At 60.3% G+C, this 17611-nt stretch carries 10 protein-coding genes; all 10 read right to left on the bottom strand.

Features of this window, described 5'->3' with window-relative positions:
• Positions 1–98 precede the first annotated feature (98 nt).
• The 10 genes from FHG12_RS11485 to FHG12_RS11440 all read right to left on the bottom strand — a co-directional run bounded on the left by FHG12_RS11485 (position 99) and on the right by FHG12_RS11440 (position 17606).
• Positions 99–1058: a glycoside hydrolase family 43 protein gene (locus FHG12_RS11485; RefSeq protein ID WP_139515862.1), complete on the bottom strand. Its 960-nt coding sequence runs from the start codon at positions 1056–1058 to the stop codon at positions 99–101.
• Between the two features lie 46 nt (positions 1059–1104).
• Positions 1105–3594, bottom strand: coding sequence for a glycoside hydrolase family 95 protein (locus FHG12_RS11480; RefSeq protein WP_139515861.1), 2490 nt, complete (start codon positions 3592–3594; stop codon positions 1105–1107).
• A gap of 116 nt (positions 3595–3710) precedes the next feature.
• On the bottom strand, positions 3711–5639 hold the full coding sequence (locus FHG12_RS11475; protein ID WP_139515860.1) for an alpha/beta hydrolase-fold protein: 1929 nt from the start codon (positions 5637–5639) through the stop codon (positions 3711–3713).
• A gap of 76 nt (positions 5640–5715) precedes the next feature.
• Positions 5716–7062, bottom strand: a complete 1347-nt coding sequence (locus FHG12_RS11470) for a family 43 glycosylhydrolase (RefSeq protein ID WP_139515859.1) — start codon at positions 7060–7062, stop codon at positions 5716–5718.
• A gap of 83 nt (positions 7063–7145) precedes the next feature.
• Entirely contained in the window at positions 7146–8723 is a 1578-nt protein-coding gene (locus FHG12_RS11465; protein WP_139515858.1) for a glycoside hydrolase family 43 protein, read from the bottom strand.
• A 47-nt stretch (positions 8724–8770) separates the two neighbouring features.
• Complete coding sequence (locus FHG12_RS11460; RefSeq protein WP_139515857.1) at positions 8771–10066, bottom strand: glycosyl hydrolase family 8; 1296 nt, start codon at positions 10064–10066, stop codon at positions 8771–8773.
• A gap of 55 nt (positions 10067–10121) precedes the next feature.
• Positions 10122–12053 carry a glycoside hydrolase family 97 protein gene (locus tag FHG12_RS11455; RefSeq protein WP_139515856.1) on the bottom strand — a complete coding sequence of 644 codons (1932 nt, stop codon included), beginning with the start codon at positions 12051–12053 and terminating at the stop codon, positions 10122–10124.
• A gap of 36 nt (positions 12054–12089) precedes the next feature.
• Positions 12090–13757: a glycoside hydrolase family 43 protein gene (locus FHG12_RS11450; protein WP_139515855.1), complete on the bottom strand. Its 1668-nt coding sequence runs from the start codon at positions 13755–13757 to the stop codon at positions 12090–12092.
• A gap of 202 nt (positions 13758–13959) precedes the next feature.
• A complete protein-coding gene (locus tag FHG12_RS11445) occupies positions 13960–16857 on the bottom strand; it encodes an exo-beta-1,4-galactosidase (RefSeq protein WP_139515854.1) in 2898 nt (965 codons plus the stop codon).
• 368 nt (positions 16858–17225) lie between these two features.
• Positions 17226–17606 (bottom strand): RagB/SusD family nutrient uptake outer membrane protein, encoded by a 381-nt coding sequence (locus tag FHG12_RS11440; protein ID WP_139515853.1) that lies wholly within the window; start codon positions 17604–17606, stop codon positions 17226–17228.
• Positions 17607–17611: the final 5 nt, after the last annotated feature.

The raw sequence follows: 17611 nt of genomic DNA, 5'->3' as shown, positions 1-17611 counted from the left end.
ATTTGAATTATCAATCTTGAGCAAGTAAGGTTTAGGCGGAAGTATTGTTGCCAGCAGGAGTCCTATATCTGCAACTAGGCCTTGGGAAGTGATATGCGTTACTTAGCTGGTACTACCCCGTTAGTGGTCTGCACTATTTTCTGGATGGTACCGTCCGGGTTGTAGTGCAAGTCATCCACGCAGATGGAGCGCCGGTAGCTGCCGCCGGTGGGCAGGGCGCCGTTGTGGTAGAAAAAGTAGCTCTTGCCCTTGTAGTCGATGATGCCGGGGTGGGTCGTGAAGCTATTGGGCACGTTTTCCTGAATGATGCCCCGGTACGTCCAGGGCCCGGTGGCGCTGGGGGCCGTGCAATACTCTATCATTTCGGGCTTGGTGCCGACGCTGGCATACACGAGGTAGTACAGCTTTTTGCGCTTGTACACCCAGGGCCCTTCGATGTAGTTTTTGGGCGTAAAGGTGGTGATGGGGCTGGCCAGCTCGATCAGGTTGTCCTTGAGCTTCACCCACTTGCAGCTGCCGTTACCCCAGTACAGGTAGGCTTGCTTGTCATGGTCGATGAAAACGGTGGGGTCGATATCGTCCCAGGCGTGCGGCTTGTCTTTAGTCATCTCATTGACAATCAAGGCCTTGCCAATGGCATCCCGGAACGGCCCCGTAGGGCGGTCCGACACGGCTACGCCAATGGCCGCGCCACCCTGGCTGTGGTCGTCTTTTTTATGAAACGTAGACACAAACCAGTAGAACTTGCCGTTGTGGTAGACGCACTGTGCCGCGTACGCATCGCCGGTGGCCCAGGCAAAGGTTTTGGGCGAAAGGCATTTGCCGTAGGACTTCCAGTGCACCATGTCGGTGGTGGAGTAGATGCGCCAGTCGGGCATCTTGTAGTTGGTTTCCTGCACCGAAGCCGTGTCGTGGCCGGTGTATAGAAATAGTGTGTCGCGGTACACCAGCGGCGCCGGGTCGGCCGTAAATACATCTCGGATGATCGGGTTTTGCGCCCGCACGGGCAGGTAGGCCACCAAGGCCAGCAGGGCGACGACGAGCAAGGTACTTTTCATGGAGCTACGTGGTAAGCAGAAGCAAAGCAAAAAATGGGAAGCAAGGCTAGCGGGCTCGCAGCGAATAGGCTTGGCCGGCTTGGGTGGGAAAATCGTACACAAACGACGGCGCCAGAGCGGGCTGCCGCGGCGTGGTTTTGGCGGATACCAGCGGCGGCTTGACTGGGAAAGTCTGGTAAAATGGGTTGGAGTTAGGGCCCTGGGCAGCCTGCAGCTTCAAGCCGCCCGTAGCTGCTATGGGGCGGTGCACCCGCACGCGGCAGTTGCCTCCTAGCCGCGAAGTGATGCGCGCTCGCGTGAGGCGTCCCTTATCCCAGGCCAGGTCCACAACGTAGCCCCCGCGGGCTACGAGGCCCGTCACCTCGCCCGTGGGCCAAGCGTCGGGCAAGGCGGGGAGCAGGTCCAGGGTGCCGTCGTAGCTCTGCACGAATAGCTCGGCCAGACCCGCCGTACAGCCAAAGTTGCCGTCAATCTGAAACGGGGGGTGCGCATCGAGCAGATTGGGATACGTGCCCCCGCCCTCGCTCACACCGCCGGGCTCGCTGGCCCGGAGCCGCAGCTGCTCAGTGAGCAGCTTGTAGGCGTGGTTGCCGTCCTGCATGCGCGCCCAGAAGTTCACCTTCCAGCCCATCGACCACCCCGTGGACACGTCACCGCGCTGGGTGAGCGTCACGCGGGCGGCTTCAAACAGGGCGGGCGTGCGGTAGGGCGACAGCTGCCCACTGGGGTACAGCCCGTAGAGGTGGGAAATGTGACGGTGCGTATCGCGGGGGTTGTCCACGTCCTGCAGCCACTCCTGCACCTGCCCGTACTGGCCAATCTGCATGGGCGGCAGCCGCTCGCGCAGGGTGCGCAGCGTGTCGGCGAAAGGCTGGTCGAGCTGAAGCAGCTCGGCGGCCCGGATGGTTTTCGAGAATAGGTCGAACACCAGTTGATTGTCCATGGTGGTGCCGGCCACCAGAGCAATTTGCTTGCCTTGCAACGAATACGTGTTTTCGGGTGACACCGAGGGCGCCACTACCAACCAGTGGTGGGTGGGCTCTTCCTGCAAGGCATCGACGTAGTAGGTGGCCGCACCCTTCAGCACGGGGTAGTAGGTGCGCAGAAACTGCTGGTCGCCGGTAAATTGGTAGTGATCCCAGAGGTGCTGCGAAAGCCAGGCTCCGCCCATGGGCCAAAGGCCGTACTGCGGCGGGTCAACCTGCCCCGTAATGCGCCAGATGTCGGTGTTGTGGTGTAGCATCCAGCCGCGGGCCCCGTACATTTGGCGGGCGCTCTGCCGCCCGGTCACGCTCAGGTCCTGTATCAGGCTGAACAAGGGCTCGTGCAGCTCCGTCAGGTTCGTGACTTCGGCCGGCCAGTAGTTCATTTCGGTGTTGATGTTCACTGTGTACTTGCTGTCCCAGGGCCCCTTGAGCTGGTCGTTCCAGATGCCTTGCAGGTTGGCCGGCTGCCCACCCGGCTGCGAAGAGCTGATGAGCAGGTAGCGGCCGTACTGAAAATACAGGGCCGCCAAAGCCGGGTCGTGGCCTTGGGCAAAGTCGGCGAGGCGCTGGAGGGTAGGAAGCTGCACGGCGGGCGTCACGCCCAGGTTCAGGGTCACGCGGTTGAAGTAGCGCTGGTAAGCAGCTACGTGGTCGGCGAGCGCCTGCTTGTAGGGCTTGCGCACGGCAGCGGCAAGATAGGCCGAGGCCCGCGCGGCTGCATCGCCGCTCACGTCGTGGTAGTTGTTAAAATTGGTGCCGATGGAAAGGTAGAGCGTGGCGCTGTTAGCGCGCTGAATGCGGATGCCGGCGTCGGTGGTTTGCACGGTGCCGCCCTCGACGACGGCCTTCAGGCGCGTTTGGAAGCGGATCTGCCCTTCTTGGCCTTCGTGGGCGCTGCCGTGGCCATCCAGCACCAGCTGATCTTTTTCGGCGTGCCGGGTGAACGGCAGCAGGCTTTCCTCGCTCAGCTGGCAGCTGATTTGGCCTGGTTTGCTGGCTGTGAGGCGCACAACCACCACTTGGTCGGGCAGGGAGCTGAATACCTCACGGCGATAGCGCACTCGCCCTACTTGGTAGCTGACCGAAGCCACGGCTCGGCCAATGTCGAGGTCGCGCTGGTAGTGGGTGGCGCCCTCGTGGCCCGGAAAGTCGAGGTACACATTCGACGCCGTTTGGTAGGGCATGCCGCTGTTGCCGGCGGGCTGCATTTGGGCCTGCGCAAGCGCTTGCGCCTCCACCAGCTGCCCGGCCAGCAGCTGCTCGCGCAACTGCCGCACCACCGGCAACGCGTCGGGCTTCACGTTGTTGTTGGGCCCGCCGGCCCAAATAGTTTCCTCGTTCAACTGGAGTCGCTCGCGCTGGGGCGCGCCAAACACCATGGCCCCCAAGCGGCCGTTGCCGAGGGGCAGGGCCTCGTTCCAGTTGGCGGCCGGCTGCGTGTACCACAGGCGCAAGGGGGTAGGCACCGGTTTGGCTGCCGCGGCTCCAAGGGCGGCGGCCCACCAAAGCAGCAGTAAAGTGGTTTTAGCTGGCCAAGGAAGTTGCTTCATACGTGAGAGACATAGGTGTGATATCTATCTAATAAACACAACGTTATAGTTCAAGCCAGTGGACCAGGCACTGCCGCGTTTGACGACCCTGCGCGGCGGCAAGCGCCGCGGGGAGCCTAAAACAGGCCTTGGGCAAACAGGTACAGATCGTGCCGCCAGACGGGCCACGTGTGGCCGCCGGGGTACTCGCTGTACACGTACTTGATACCCAGCTCATCCATCTTGGCCCGCATCACCTTGTTGTTGGCGTAAGCAATGTCTTCTGGCCCACCCATCGAGAGCCACAGCTGCTTTAGGTTGGTGTTGATGGCGCTGGCATTGGCTTTCATAAAGGCATACTGAGGGTCGGACAGCTGGGGGTTGTTGGCAAAAAAGCCCGAGCTGAATACGCCCAGATACTGGAACATGTCGGTGTTGCGCAGGCCGGCATAGAGCGTTTGCAGTCCACCTAGCGATAAGCCCGCCAGCGCCCGGTTATTGGCCCCCGGAGCTACCCGGTAGTTGCTTTCCACGACCGGCAGCACGGTTTGCTTTAGTTCGTCTTCAAAACGCTTCAGCGTGTTCTCGCCAAAACCGGCTAAGCCGCCGGGGCCGCCCATGTTGCCGTCCAGCATCACCACGAGCATAGGCTTGGCCTTTTTCTCGGCAAGCAGGTTGTCCAGAATCAAGTCGGTTTTGCCTTGCTTGGCCCAGCCGGTTTCGTCTTCGCCACCGCCGTGCAGCAGGTACAGCACCGGGTACTTGACGGCGGTGTTGACCTCGTAGCCCGGCGGCGTGTACACATAGAATTGCCGCCACGAGTTGGTCACCTTCGAGTAAAACCGCCTCACCCGCACTTCGCCGTGGGGCACGTCTCTCAAGGCGTAAAAGCCAGTCCCGCGGCCGGGAACCTCGATGCCGCTGGCCATGCGCCCCATCCCGTAAAAAGTGTCGCTGGCGGGGTCGGCCACGGGCAGGCCGTCGAGTAGTAACGAATAGTAGTGCAGGCCCCGGCTCAGCGTGTCAGTTGTCACCGTCCAAGTGCCGCTGCTGTCTTTCACCATGTCGTATTTGTGGCCTAGGTCCAGCTGCACGTGCTGCACACCCGGGGCTTTCAGACGAAACACGGCGCGGTTATCGGGCAAGATCTGGGGGTATTTGGCGTTGCGCACGTTGGTGGCGGCCGGCGCGCCCAGCACGGTGTATGTCGGCAGCGCCGCCACATCCACGGGCTTGAACAGAAGCTGCGAGAACATGTACAGCCCATTTTTCCAGACTTTAAAGTCGTGCCCACCCGCTTCGAGGTAGTACACGTGAGGCACGCGGTGCTCGTAGAGATAATCGTGCGTGCGCTGGCTGATGGGCAGCAGGCCGTCGGCGTCGCCGCACGAAATCCAGAGGAGCTTGAGCTGCTTTTTGGCTTTCGCGGGGTCGGGCACCAGCTGCTCGGGCATTTTGGTGTTGGGGGCCGACGAAAAGCCTCCTACCCAGGCAAATCTATCCAGGTTGCCCAGACCGAAATTCAGCGACTGCCCCCCTCCCATCGACAGCCCTGCAATGGCCCGGTTCTCGCGGTTGGTGAGGGTTGGGTAGTGCTTTTCGATGTAGGGGATCAGGTCGGTCAGCAGGTCTTTTTCGAAGTTGGCAAAAGCGGCCACCTTATCCGGACCGTAGATATTGCCAATGGGCCGGTCGTCTTTCATGGCCCGGCCGTTGGGCATCACCACCAGCATCGGCTTGAGCTTGCCCGCCGCGTACAGATTATCCAGAATCACCTGCGGACGTCCTCCCTTGAGCCATTCCTTTTCGTCGCCCCCAATGCCGTGCAGCAGGTAGAGCACCGGGTACTTTTTCTTCTTTGAATACCCCGGCGGCGTGTACACCAGCGCCTTGCGCACCGTGCCCACCGTTTTCGAGGGGTAGCTGAGGCTGTCGATTCGCCCTGTAGCAATACCCGCGGTAGGCTGGTCGAAGCCCTTGGGGGCCTCCATCGCTGTTTTTTGGGCGAAAGCGCTGCTTACGCTCAGCACGATTACGCCCAGAACGACAGGAAATACGTTTCTCATAACTCGGAAAAAGCTTTGCGTACTTATCTAAGTCTCTTAAAATCAAACGTTTGCAAGCGATCGGCTTCTTTGCCGCTTACTCGAACCGGACCCAGTCGATGGCAACGGGCGCGTTCGTTTTAGAGGAAACAACCAGCGCGTGCGTGCCAGGCTTGAAGGCGGTCAAGGGCGCTTTCACCTCCTGCCACTGGCTGCCCTTCGGCACAGTGACCTGGGCCAGCACCGGGCCGGCAGCTCCGTCGGCCCGCAGCTGCAGCGTGGCGCCGGCCGCCGCCTGCGCGCGCAGCCTCACCGTCTTCAGCGCCTGTTTGCCGAAGGCCACCCCGTTGTATTGGACCCAGCCTTGGCTGCCCGTAAACACGGTTTTCCAGCCCTGGAACTTGCTGGCGGTATCCAGGAAGGCGATGGACGCGCCGCTGCTGCTCAGGCGGCTGTAGCGGTCGAGTTGGATTTTCTGCTTAGCGTCGGTCAGGCCCACGCCGCGCAGGGTCGGCACGACCTTCCGGATGGCGCCCGTGGGCTCGAAAAACAGGCTGTCCATTCGGATAGACCGGTTTTTGTCGAAGCTAGGCGACAAGTCGTTGTGGTGGTAAAACAGGTACCATTGGTTCTTGAACGCCAGAATAGAATGGTGATTCGTCCAGCAGCCGGTAGGCGACTCGTCCATGATAACGCCCTTGACGGTAAACGGCCCGAGCGGGCTGGTGCTGGTGGCATATTCGAGGCGCTCGGTTTTGCTGGCCACATGCGGATAAGTCAGGTAGTACGTGCCGTTGCGCTCAAACAGGTAGGGGCCTTCTTTCAACCCCTGGGTCGGCAACTCGCCCAGCGCCTGGGGCTCGGAGGCGAGCTCCAGCATGTTTTCCTTGAGCTTGGCCCCGTAAATGTTGCCCTGCGACCAATACAGATACGCTTGGCCGTCCTTGTCGATAAACACGTTGGGGTCGATGCCGCGCACCCCCTTGATGGGCAGCGGCTGCGGCACAAACGGGCCGGTGGGTTTATCGGACACGGCTACCCCCACTGTAAAGCCCTTGCTAATGGTCGTATCCCGGGGGGTAGTCGGGAAGTAGAAGTAGTACTTGCCGTTGCGGTACATACAGTCGGGGGCCCACATGCTGTAGCTGTCGGGCTTCACCCAGGGCACTTTGTTCTGGGTTACAATCACGCCGTGGTCGGTCCAGTCCGTGAGGTTGGCGGAGGAAAACACGTGGTAATCCTCCATCACAAACCAGCCGACGCGCCCATGCCCGGGAGTGGCCCGAATATCGTGCGACGGGTACACGTACACCCGGTCGTTGAACACGCGCGCCGATGGGTCGGCCGTGAACTGATTGGTAATCAACGGGTTCTGCGCCTGGGCGGCAACTCCCAACAGGCAGGCCAGCACGCTCAGGATAGATGACAGTCTACAATTCGGCATCGGGTCAGGAGTTTCGGATAGGTTTGGAGTCAAAAAGAGCGTCATGCTGAGCTTGCCGATTAAAGAGTATTTCGAGCATTCTCTTACTTGGGCCCGGCTGTCGTGTCTGCAATCCGGAAATAATCGAAATCGGCGTAGCCGCCGGGGTTTTTGGTGGCGTAAGCAAACAGCCCAAACCGGTAGCCCATAAAATGCGGCAGCGTGTATGCCATTTTGAGCGGGGCACCGATGGCTTTCCACGCTTTGCCGTCAAGGCTATAAAAGAAGGTCGCCACGTCTTTGCGCTCCGTAAAGTCGCATTCGGCCTTGAAGTAGACGGTAGACTGCGTCAGGGGCAGGCGTTGCAGCTCCACCGGCTTTTCCGATTCCGCGCTCACCATAACAATGGATTTAGCGCCGTTGCGATAGTCTACCCCCACCAGGCCGTACCGCTTTTGCAAGAGAGCCAGGCCGGCAAAATCGCCGTCTTTCAGGTGCGACACATCCAGGGCCGTGGTCCCGGTGCAGGTCGGGCCGATGGTGCGCTGAGTGAGCGTGTTTCTGGCCAGCAGGAAGGTTGTATCCACGCGGCCGGTTTTCAGGCGCAGGTAGCCGGGGCGGTCGGTGAGCGACCAGAGGGCGTTTTCGGGGTTGTGGTTCCACTGCCACACCAGCGGCAGGGCGGGCTCGCCCTTGCGCCGCCCAAACTCATCGGACGCCACCAGGCCGGGAATCAGACCCTTGCTAGGAGGCAGCGCCAGCGTTTGGGGCACCTTGCCGGCTGCGCCCAGCACCGGCCAGCCATCAGCCCAGGTTACGGGCACCAAGTACGGAATGCGGCCCACTGCCCCGTAATCGCGGAACAGGTAAGAATACCACTGCCCGCCGGGTGTGTCGATGAGGCCGCCCTGCGCGACCCCGAGGTCTTGCAGCGCCAGCCGGCCTTCGTAAGGCCCCGTGAGCTTGTCGGCCCGGTGTACCACCACGGTGCGCATGCCGCCCTTTGGCCACGTAATGTTAAAGAGGTAGTAGCGGCCCTTGATTTTGAATAATTGCGAGCCTTCCGCGGGCAGGCCGAGGTTAGGGCCGGCCGGGGCGCTGGCGTTTTCAATTAGCACCTGCTCCGTGGCGCCGGGCTTCACGCCGGAGGCATCCGCCGTGAGCTCAATCAGCCGCAGCTTGCCCGCGCCATACACCAAGTACACCCGGCCATCGTCGTCGAAAAACAAGGAATGGTCGTGGTAGCTGGGCTTAAACGAAGAAACTTTCCAAGGGCCTTTCTCAATGTTTTTGGTGGAATAAACGTAGGTCTTGCCGGTCGTCTGAGCGAACGTCGTGACGTAATACGTGCCCTGGTGAAACCGCAGGCTACTTGCCCACGAGCCGCGGCCGTAGGTGCTTTTTCCATTGGTGAGCGTCAGCTCATCCAGGCTCGCCAGCGTGTCGTAGGCATAATTCACTAAGTACCAGTTAACCAAGTCATTAGACTTCATGATGGGTACGCCCGGGCTCATGTGCATGGTCGTGCTGCTCATGTAGTAAGTGCCCCCCACCCGAATCATCGACATGTCCGGCACGTCGGCAAAAATGATGGGGTTTTGCGCCTGCTTCCCCTGCGCCAGCAGCGAAGAAGCAACGGCCGACGCAAGGAGGATTCCAACAAGTAAAATATATCGCTTCATAGAAGAAGGCTTGGGCAAACAAGTGTCTGATTGAAAGGGAATTAGGGTTACCCGGGCTTGATCGCCTGGTACTTGCCGCTTAAGTGCAGCAAGCTGAACAGGTACAACAGGCCGTCGTAGTATGGGTCGAAGTAAGCATCTTCGTAGGGCGCCAGCTTGGCGTCCCAGAGCGCGTGCACAAAGTCCAGCTTGGGGTCTTGCCCCATGAGCGAGGCCGAGGCACTGGTGGCGACCAGCCCCAGCGAGTGCCGTAGCTTCTTGACGTTGCCCGCCGGCAGTATGAAGTCGGGCCGCGAGCCATCGACGTTAAACTGGTCTTCGAACGTGTTCAGGCCCTTGCCGCGCAGAAACCCCTGCAAACGCCGTGCATACTGCTGCTGCCAAGCTTTGTCCTGGCCAAACCACACGTAGTCCATGGCAATGTTCATGGGCACCCGCCACGAATCGTAGCGAAAAGCCGGCGGCGCCCACTTGGTCGCGTGGGGCTTCCCGCTAAACTCGGTGTAGTCGTAGTTGAGGCCGGTGGCGGCGCTGCACGCGCGGTGCAAAAAGGCCCGCGACGTATCGGCGCACGCTTTGTAAAATGGCTCGTGGCCGTCTTTGGCGTAGGCAGCCCACACTTCCAGAAACGCCGGCACGTGGTACGACGGGTCCGTCCAGTTGTACATGTCGCCCACCGGCACGAAGGATATCTGCTTGTGTTGGGTGTTTATCAGGTTGAATACGTCGCCGGTGCCGTCCTTCTTCCACATGGCATCCAGAATCCGGCGGGCTTCCTGGTAGTAATTGATGCCAGTGTTGTTGCCCCAACGGTTGGACGCAAATAGCAGACTAGTAACGAAATGCAGTTCTCCATCGGAGGCAGGGCCCTCAGAATTTCGCTTCAGCGTGGCCGGGTTGACGCTCCAGGCGAAATAACCCGCCAGGGGTCCTTCCTGGTGCTGCAAATACTTCTTCGACCAGCGCCAAATACGGTCAAACACCGCTTTTTTGTTGAGCTGCACCGCCACCATCATCCCGTACGACAGGCCTTCGGTGCGGGCGTCGTGGTTTTTCAAGTCCGATACGTAGGCCATCGAGTCGCCTACCTCGAAGTAAATTCGGTTGGGCCCTTCAAACAGCGCCTGGTAGGTCTGAGATATTTTCTGGTCGATGGCGGTTTGGGAGTAGCCGGCCTTCCGCAGCAGGTTGGGGTACTTGCCCGTGTAGAAAGCTCCTTTCTGGCTGGTGGCAGCCGACTTGGGCGCGCGCTGGGCGTCCACGCAGCCCAAGCCGGCATACAGCAGGCCGAGGAGCAGCAGGCCAACCCGACCGCGGTAAACAAAGGTGAAGAATGTATTCATAGTATGGTCATTGGAAACGAGCGGCCTGCTTAGTCAGAGTTTTGCCAGCCGGGACTTAAGGCTGCACCACGAAGCCGCCCTGCGCGGGCAGCGTCACGCTGACGGTGCGGCCCGCGACGGGCCGCGTGCTAAAACTGCGGTTGGTGGCCCCGTCAGTGATGAGCGTACCGCCTTGCAGGCCCAGCTTGCCGAGGTCAACCTGAATGGTTTTGGGCGAGTCGGTGGCGTTGATGCCAGCCACGTACCACGCGCCACCCGGCGTCTGGCGGGCCAGCACCGCGTACTGGCCGGGGTAGCCGTCCATAAGCTTCACGTCGGCCCAGCGCGGCGGCAGCTTCTTCACGAACTCCTGCACGTAGGCGGGCTGTGCGGCCATGCCCTCGGGCACCTCCGCGTAGTGCTGAATGCCCGACTGAAACAGCACCGACAGCGCCAGCTCAAAGGCATTGGAAGTGCGGCGCTGCTTGCCCCGAATTTCCGAAAAGGCCATGGGCGTAAAGTCCATGGGTCCCACGGCGTTGCGGGTGAAGGGCAGGGTAGCGCAGTGGGTGGCCTCCTGATCGGTGTTGGCCTGGTCGAAGGTCAGAAACTCGAAGCCGCGCACGGCTTCCATCGTCATCAGGTTGGGGTAAGTGCGGTTCCAGCCCCTAGGCAGGGTTGCACCGTGGAAGTTGACGAGCAAGCCTGCCTGGGCAGCATCGGTCAGCAAGTCTTGGTAGTAATTCATAAACGACTGCCCGTCGCCCCCGAAAAAGTCGATTTTCACGCCCGCCACGCCCATTTGCTTGAGGCGGGCAAATTCCTTGCGCCGGCTTTCGGGCTCAAAAAGCACGTTGGTTGGGGTTTGCGGGGCCTCGTTCCAGTGGCCGTTTGAGTTGTACCACACCAGCAGGCCCACGTTTTTGGAACGCGCGTACTGGGCCAGCTCCTGCATTTTGTCGTAGCCGATCTGCTTGTCCCATAAGGCATCGACCAGGCAATAGTGCCAGCCCATGCTGGCGGCATAGTCGATGAAGCGGCGCTGCACGTCGTAGGTGGTGTTCTGGTCGCCGAGCAGCACCCACGACCACGACGCCTTACCGGGCGCGTCGGGCAGGGCCGACGTCTGGGCCGGGGGGCTCACGTCGGTCGTCAGCGTCGATTCGACAATGGGTGCCAGCGAGTTGCCCACTACCAGCACGCGCCAGGGCGTGCGCCACGGCAGGTGGCTTTCGGGCAGCAGGGCTGCCTCGGGCGTGGTTTTTTCGGGGGGTTGCGGAAAGGCCACGCTGTACTCGACGTCGGGCGCGGCGTGGGCCAGGTGGCTGCCGCAGTAGCTGCGGCCTATGCCGGCCTCGGTGAGCAGCACCCAGTGCCCGTTTACCTCGAACAAAGCCGGGAACGACCAGCCCTGCCCGAGCGTGGAGGGCGTGCCAGCGGCTATGCCACGCTGGTAATACTCCTCGTAGGAAGGCTGCGTGTTGGCAAATCCGGTCTGGGCTTTGGCGTGCGGGTGCAGCCATCCCTTGGCGCTTGCCGGCAGGTGAAACGTAGTAGCCTCATTAGCAATGCGTTGCACATCCAGGCTTGAGCCTTCGAGCACGTACTGAAAGGCTACCCCGTCGTTCGACACCTGAAACACCACGCTGAGCTGCGGCGCCCCGGCCTTCCCCGCAAAATGCAGCACGCGCCGGTTGGCCCGGTAGTGGCAATTCGCTCGTTTGTCGGTGGCCAGCTGGTAGTCGTCGGCCACGGCCGTTTGCTTGTCGGCTTTCGTCAGCTTCAGGCCTTGGGTAAGGTCGGCACTAGCGAGTTGCAGGCCCAGCTTCGAGGGCCGCAGAAGCTCGGCCTGGCGGTAGTGCACGGCGTAGGTAGGCTGGCCCTGGGCCGTTACGGCAACCGTCACCAACACGGCCCCGTCGGGGCTGCTGATGCGGATGGGCTGGGCGGCCGCTTGGGCTGCGGCGAGCGGTAACGCCAAGAGGCAAAGCAGTGGAAGTAAGCGCATAGCAGGCAAAAGAAAGGAAGCGGTGCAGGCCGCGTGTTATTGCTTGTACATGGGGTCGTGCCCCTCGTATTTGAGCCACTTGAAGGAAGCGGTGTTGGTGGTTGGCTGCCCCGCCGACGTGCCGTACAGCCCGAACATGCACCCGATAAACCCGCCCGCGGTCTGCGTGCTCAGAAAACGCGCGTCTACTTTGTCTTTCAACAAAGCATAGGTTTTGCCATCCTCCGAAAAGTGGAAGCTGTACGTGTCGCCGTCGGCATTGATGCGCAGCCGCACCTTGGCGGCCGCCGCTTTTAGCGGCGCTTTGGCCAACAGTTCCAGGTTCTTGGGCTCGGGCGTGCTCTTCCACAGCTGTAGCACAGGCTTCCCTTTTTCCACTGACTTGCAGAGGTAGTAGAAGTGCTTTTCGTCTTGAAACACCACCAGGCCCGCGGTTTCGTTTTCTGCCTTGGCCGAAAAGGCCAGCTCCGTTTCAGCGCTGCCATACATATGCTGCTGGCGCTTGCCAACGAAGGCAGGGTTGCCGAGCTCCGCGCACGTTTCCGGCTTCAGCTTCATGGTGAGGCCGTTGGCTTTGCTCAAGGAGAAGTTGGCGCTGTCGACCGTGCGCATGAAGAGCAGCGCGGGGTCTAGCTGCTTCTCAAAAGTGAGCGTGTAGCTGAAGTTGCCGCTCTGCGGCCGGGCGCCGGGCTGCTTTACCTCGGCGTAGTTGGCCTTGTAGCGGTACTGCACGCCGTTGGCTCCGGGATCCGTGATGGGCCACTCATCTTTCCACACCACGGGCACAATGAAGGTTTCACGCCCGGTATTGTAGTAGTTGCCCTCGTAGGGCCGCACAGCCAGAAAAATGGCGTAGGTCTTACCATCGGGCCCTTCTACAAACTGCGCGTGCCCGGCCGAGGTAATGGGGTCTTGGCGGTCTTTAGGCAACTCGCGCTGCGAAAGAATGGGGTTTTTCTCGTAGGGCACAAACGGCCCCAAGGGCGCCTTGCTGCGGAACACCACTTCGGTGTGGTTGACCGAGGTGCCGCCTTCGGCCGCGTAGAGGTAGTACCAGTCGCCTCGCTTCATCAGGTGCGGCCCCTCGATCCAGACGGGTTTTTTGCTCAGGTCTACTCCCCCGTTCACCACGATCTTGGCCTCGCCCACGGTCTGCATCGTTTGCGGATTCAGTTCGATGATCTTGATGGAGCGGTGGCCATCGTAGAGCGGCTTGTTGTCGGGCGGGTCGCTGTTGTAGATGACGTAGGCCTTGTTGCCCTCAAAATACAGCGAGGGGTCGATGCCTTTTACTTCCGGCAAGAAAATCGGGTCGCTCCACGGGCCCGCGGGGTTTTTGGCCGTTACCACGAAGTTGCCTTTGTGGTCGATGAGTGTGCACGTGACGTAGAAAGTGCCGTTGTGATGCTCAATGGCTGGGGCAAACAAGCCGCGGGTCATGCGGTCGCCTAGGAAGTTCATCTGCGAGGGCCGGCTGATGACGTTGCCGATTTGCTTCCAGTTTTTCAGGTCTTTGCTGTGCATGACCGGAATGCCCGGAAAGTAAGAAAAGGTGGAATTCACCAGGTAGTAGTCCGCTCCGACCTTAACAATGCTAGGGTCTGGGTAGAAGCCCGTTAGAATCGGATTGACTAACTCAATCGATTGTGCGCGTACTACAAAACATTGTAGCAAGAAAATTACCAGGAAGCGGAATGGTCTCATGTGCAGGAGGAGGCTGGTGGGGCTGTAAGATTCTGTAATTTTTTCAAAGAAGTGGCTTGTGCTACCCAAGACTGGGTAAGCAAGAAAAGAGTTAATTCGTAAATACCTAATAATCAATCACTTGATACTTTTGGTGTGCTAGCGTTTTGGTGCGGCGGAAAACGGAAGCTTTTCAGTTCCAAGCGATTAGGCACCTCGTGAGTTATTTATGCTGCGGTTTTAGTTCGTCGGGACTGCCTTTGGTGAAGGTGCTGAACTGCTCCCGCGAGGGCGTTTCGAACAGGTCTTTCACCACTTGCAGGTCAACGGCTGCTGCCGGGTTGAAGCGTGCCGACTGCGCGTAGCGCAGCAGGCTGTAGTATAGCTGACGGGCCGCCGGGCGCTGGGCATCGTCTGTTGGGGCGAGGTTGGCGCTGGACACAAGCAGGCGACCAGGGCCTACCCTAGCCTCCAGCACCAGGGCGAGGCGGCGGTTCAAAAACCAAGTGTCAATGGGCTGCACAATGGGCCGAAAGCCCGCAGGGAAGTCTTCCAAGTGCATCACCTGGGCTTGGTTGACGATTTCCCACCACTGCAAGTCGCTGTGCGCCTCCGTGGGGAAGTCCGCCAGGGCGGGGTGCGTTGGGTCGACCACAAAACCGGTAACATGGGGCGGGCGCATCTTAAACCACGACGTGTTCCAGAACACGGGCGTGAAGCTCATCGCTACCTCCTTGCCCTTCACCACCTGACCCGCAGCATTGAGCAGCACCCGGCCGCCTCGGGCCAGCACTTGCTGGGCTTTGGCGTCGAGGCGGGTGCAACAGTACACCTCGCTTGGAAGGAGCGCCGGCAGCCGGGCCGGGTACACCCAGAAGTTCCAGTCATTGGCAATGGCGGTACCGGGGGCGGCAATTTCCAGCGTCAGCTGGGTGGCTTTCGTGATGCGGCCCAGCGGCAAGCGCACGGTGCCCAGCGGCGTGTTGGTGCCCGTGGGCACGGCAGCCGGCACGAATTGACCTTGGGCTACGAAGGAGCCATCGGGCGCCTTCACTGTCCAGGTGAAGGTGGTTTGGGGCAAATCTTCAGGGCCGTAGTGGTAGAGTTCGGTGGCCGCCTCAAACGTTTCGTCGCTGGTAAATACAAACTTAGGCAACCGGGCCAGCGGCACCGTGGGCTGGCAGAAGCGCCGGTACTGCGCCGCCGTCGCGTAGCCTTTCTCCCGGAAGAACGGGTTGAGCACGCCAACCAGCGCTGTGCCCTGCCCCGGAAAATCTTGAAGCCCAAGCAGTTGAAACCCCGCTAAGCCCGGCGTGCGCAGGGTCGCCTCAATTTCGCTTTTATAGCATAACAGCTGCAGCTTGCCCGATGCCTGCAAAAACGCCTCGGCCTGGTCGCCCATACCGCGGTCGGCGAGGTCTTCGCGGAACAGCTCCAGATTGCGAGCTTTGTAGACGCCGGTGTACTGGCTTATTTCCTTGAAATCGGGGAACACGCACCATTGGCCCATCTCATGGGTAACGTAGGGCATCGGGAACTTCTCAATAGCGGCGCGGTAGTCGAAGGTGCTGTTGGGACGGTCTTTGGCCCAGGGCAGCCCCCGCGCCCCCGACTTAATCATGTATTCGTTTTCGGGGACTAAGGGCCAACTCATGGCCACGGATGCCCCCGTATAAATGCGACGCGAATCACTTGACTTCCAGAACTTTATGAAGTCAGCCAGGTACTTGGCCTGGTTACGGCCAGCCGGCTCGTTGCCCGCCGACAGCATGCAGTACGAAGCATGATTGCCGTAGGCCGTGGCCATGCGCGTGGTCTCGTCGTAGATAAACTGGTCGACGGGGCGTCCGTCGCCCAGGGAGGTGCCGTGGTTAGGCCAGCTCGGCCCCTCGGGCTGCAGATAAAACCCCAGCTGGTCAGCCGCAGTGAATGCCGCTTCGGGTGGGCACCACGAATGAAAGCGGACGTGGTTGAAACCGTAATTTTTCAGCACTTGCAGCACCCGCGTCCAAGCGGGCACGTCCATGGCCGGATAGCCCGTCAGCGGGAACTCGCCGTTGTGCAAGTCGCCGCGCAGGAATATGGGCCGGCCATTGACCACCAACCGGTTGCCCACGGCCTTGATTTCGCGCATTCCGAAAGAAACCTGCTGCTCGTCGGCTGTACTTTTTTTCGGCCGGAGCGCGGCGGTGAGCCGGTAAAGAGCTGGGTGAAACTCGTCCCACAGCTGTACCGCCTCACCCATGGGCAGCGTGAGTTCTAGGCTTGTTTCGCCGGTCTTGGCTACGAAAGCTGTCTGCATTGGAGCTACTTGGTGAGCCGTGGCGCTGTTGTACGCCTGCGCGGCGAGCTGCACGATACTCCGGAGCGACTTGGCAGTGGTGTTTTGCACTACTAGCTTCACCCGCGCCGCGCGGTGGGCTACATCCGGGTACACCTGCACGCTCTGCAAGAAGACCGGCGGCCCGGCCTGCAGCTCCAACCGGCCAATCAGCCCGTTCCAGTTGCCTTGGATGTGGTCGGATACGCTGTGCGAGTCGGGACCTACGTTCAAGGTTTCCAGGCGGTTATCGACGCGCACGGTGAGCGTGTGCGGGCCTGGTGACAAGACCTTGGTCAGTTCGTACAGGTGCGGAGCCACCAGCGACACCTGCTGCCCCACCTCGGCGTTGTCCACCCACACGCGGGTAGCGTAGTGGGCACGCTCCAGGAACAGCAGAAGCCGCCGCCCGCGCCAGGCGGCGGGAATGTCGACTGTTTTCTGGTACCAGGCCGGCCCGACGTAGTATGTGTTGGGGGTGAGCCAGAATGGAATCTTGAAGTTGTCGGCCCGACGGTACTTGGCCATGCGCGGATTGTAGAACCACGAACTGTCGTAGATGGTGGCCGTCCACTTGGTTCGCAACGAGACCGGGTCGCCCAAGCCATTCTCGGCCAGCGACCCCGGCAAGCGCACGGTTTGGGGCAGGCTAGTGGCAAACCAGCGGGCCGTAATTCCCGCATCCTCGGGGTCGAGCCGGCAGTGCCACTCGCCTGCCAGCGGCAGCACGTCGGCGGCCTGCAGCGGCCCCGATAAAACGCCAAACCAGAAGAAGAAACCAAGCTTGGCAACAAGGCGCATAAGTGGGAAACGCAAGGCTACCCGGTAGTTTTCACTCCGTGAGCGCAACGCGGAATGGCTGCTACGCTGCATAAATCACTTGCCTGTTCACTGTCTGACAAACCGGTTCGGCACCCGTTCTCCAATTAAATGGGCGCATCCTCACACAAGATAAACTCTTCACCATCAATGACTTGCCTGACCTGACTGCTACCAGGCTGCGGACGCGCCAGGGGGTGCCAACGTAATTGTTTCTTGTACTCATAGCCTTGCTTTTCTTGCCCGTTAATTAGCAAAACGCCCCGCTTTACAGCTAATAAAGCGGGGCGTTTGCATCAAACAATTCAAGATTGCCAGGCTACCCAGAGCGGCAACGAAAGCATCAGGAATTATTCATTTACTAGGTTCTGGGTGGGGTTGTTGAAGCCGTACCCAAAGATTTTGCGGTTGTTTTGAAAAATGTTGTTTGTCGTGCCCGTCATGATGGGGCCATAGCCATCATTGGAGGTAGCAAACTGAATCTCAAAGATGGATTCGCTGCTGTTTTCGCCAATCGTCTGGTGGATCTGGGCGTAGTTGGGCAACAAGCTATACTTCCCCGAAGTGATAACGGGACTGGTCAGATCGTATACCTCCTGCCACATATGGTTGTTGCCATTGACCGTACCGGGCTGGTACATAATTGCCCGGGCCAGATAGCCATTGCCCGCGCCCCGGCTCACGAAGTTTTGTACATACCCGTTGTAGAACGCCCCGTAGTTTTCAAACACCGTAG

The organism is Hymenobacter jejuensis, from assembly GCF_006337165.1.
Taxonomy (GTDB): domain Bacteria; phylum Bacteroidota; class Bacteroidia; order Cytophagales; family Hymenobacteraceae; genus Hymenobacter; species Hymenobacter jejuensis.
Note: the sequence above shows the minus strand (reverse complement) of the source record. Positions and strands in the feature narration are given on the sequence as shown.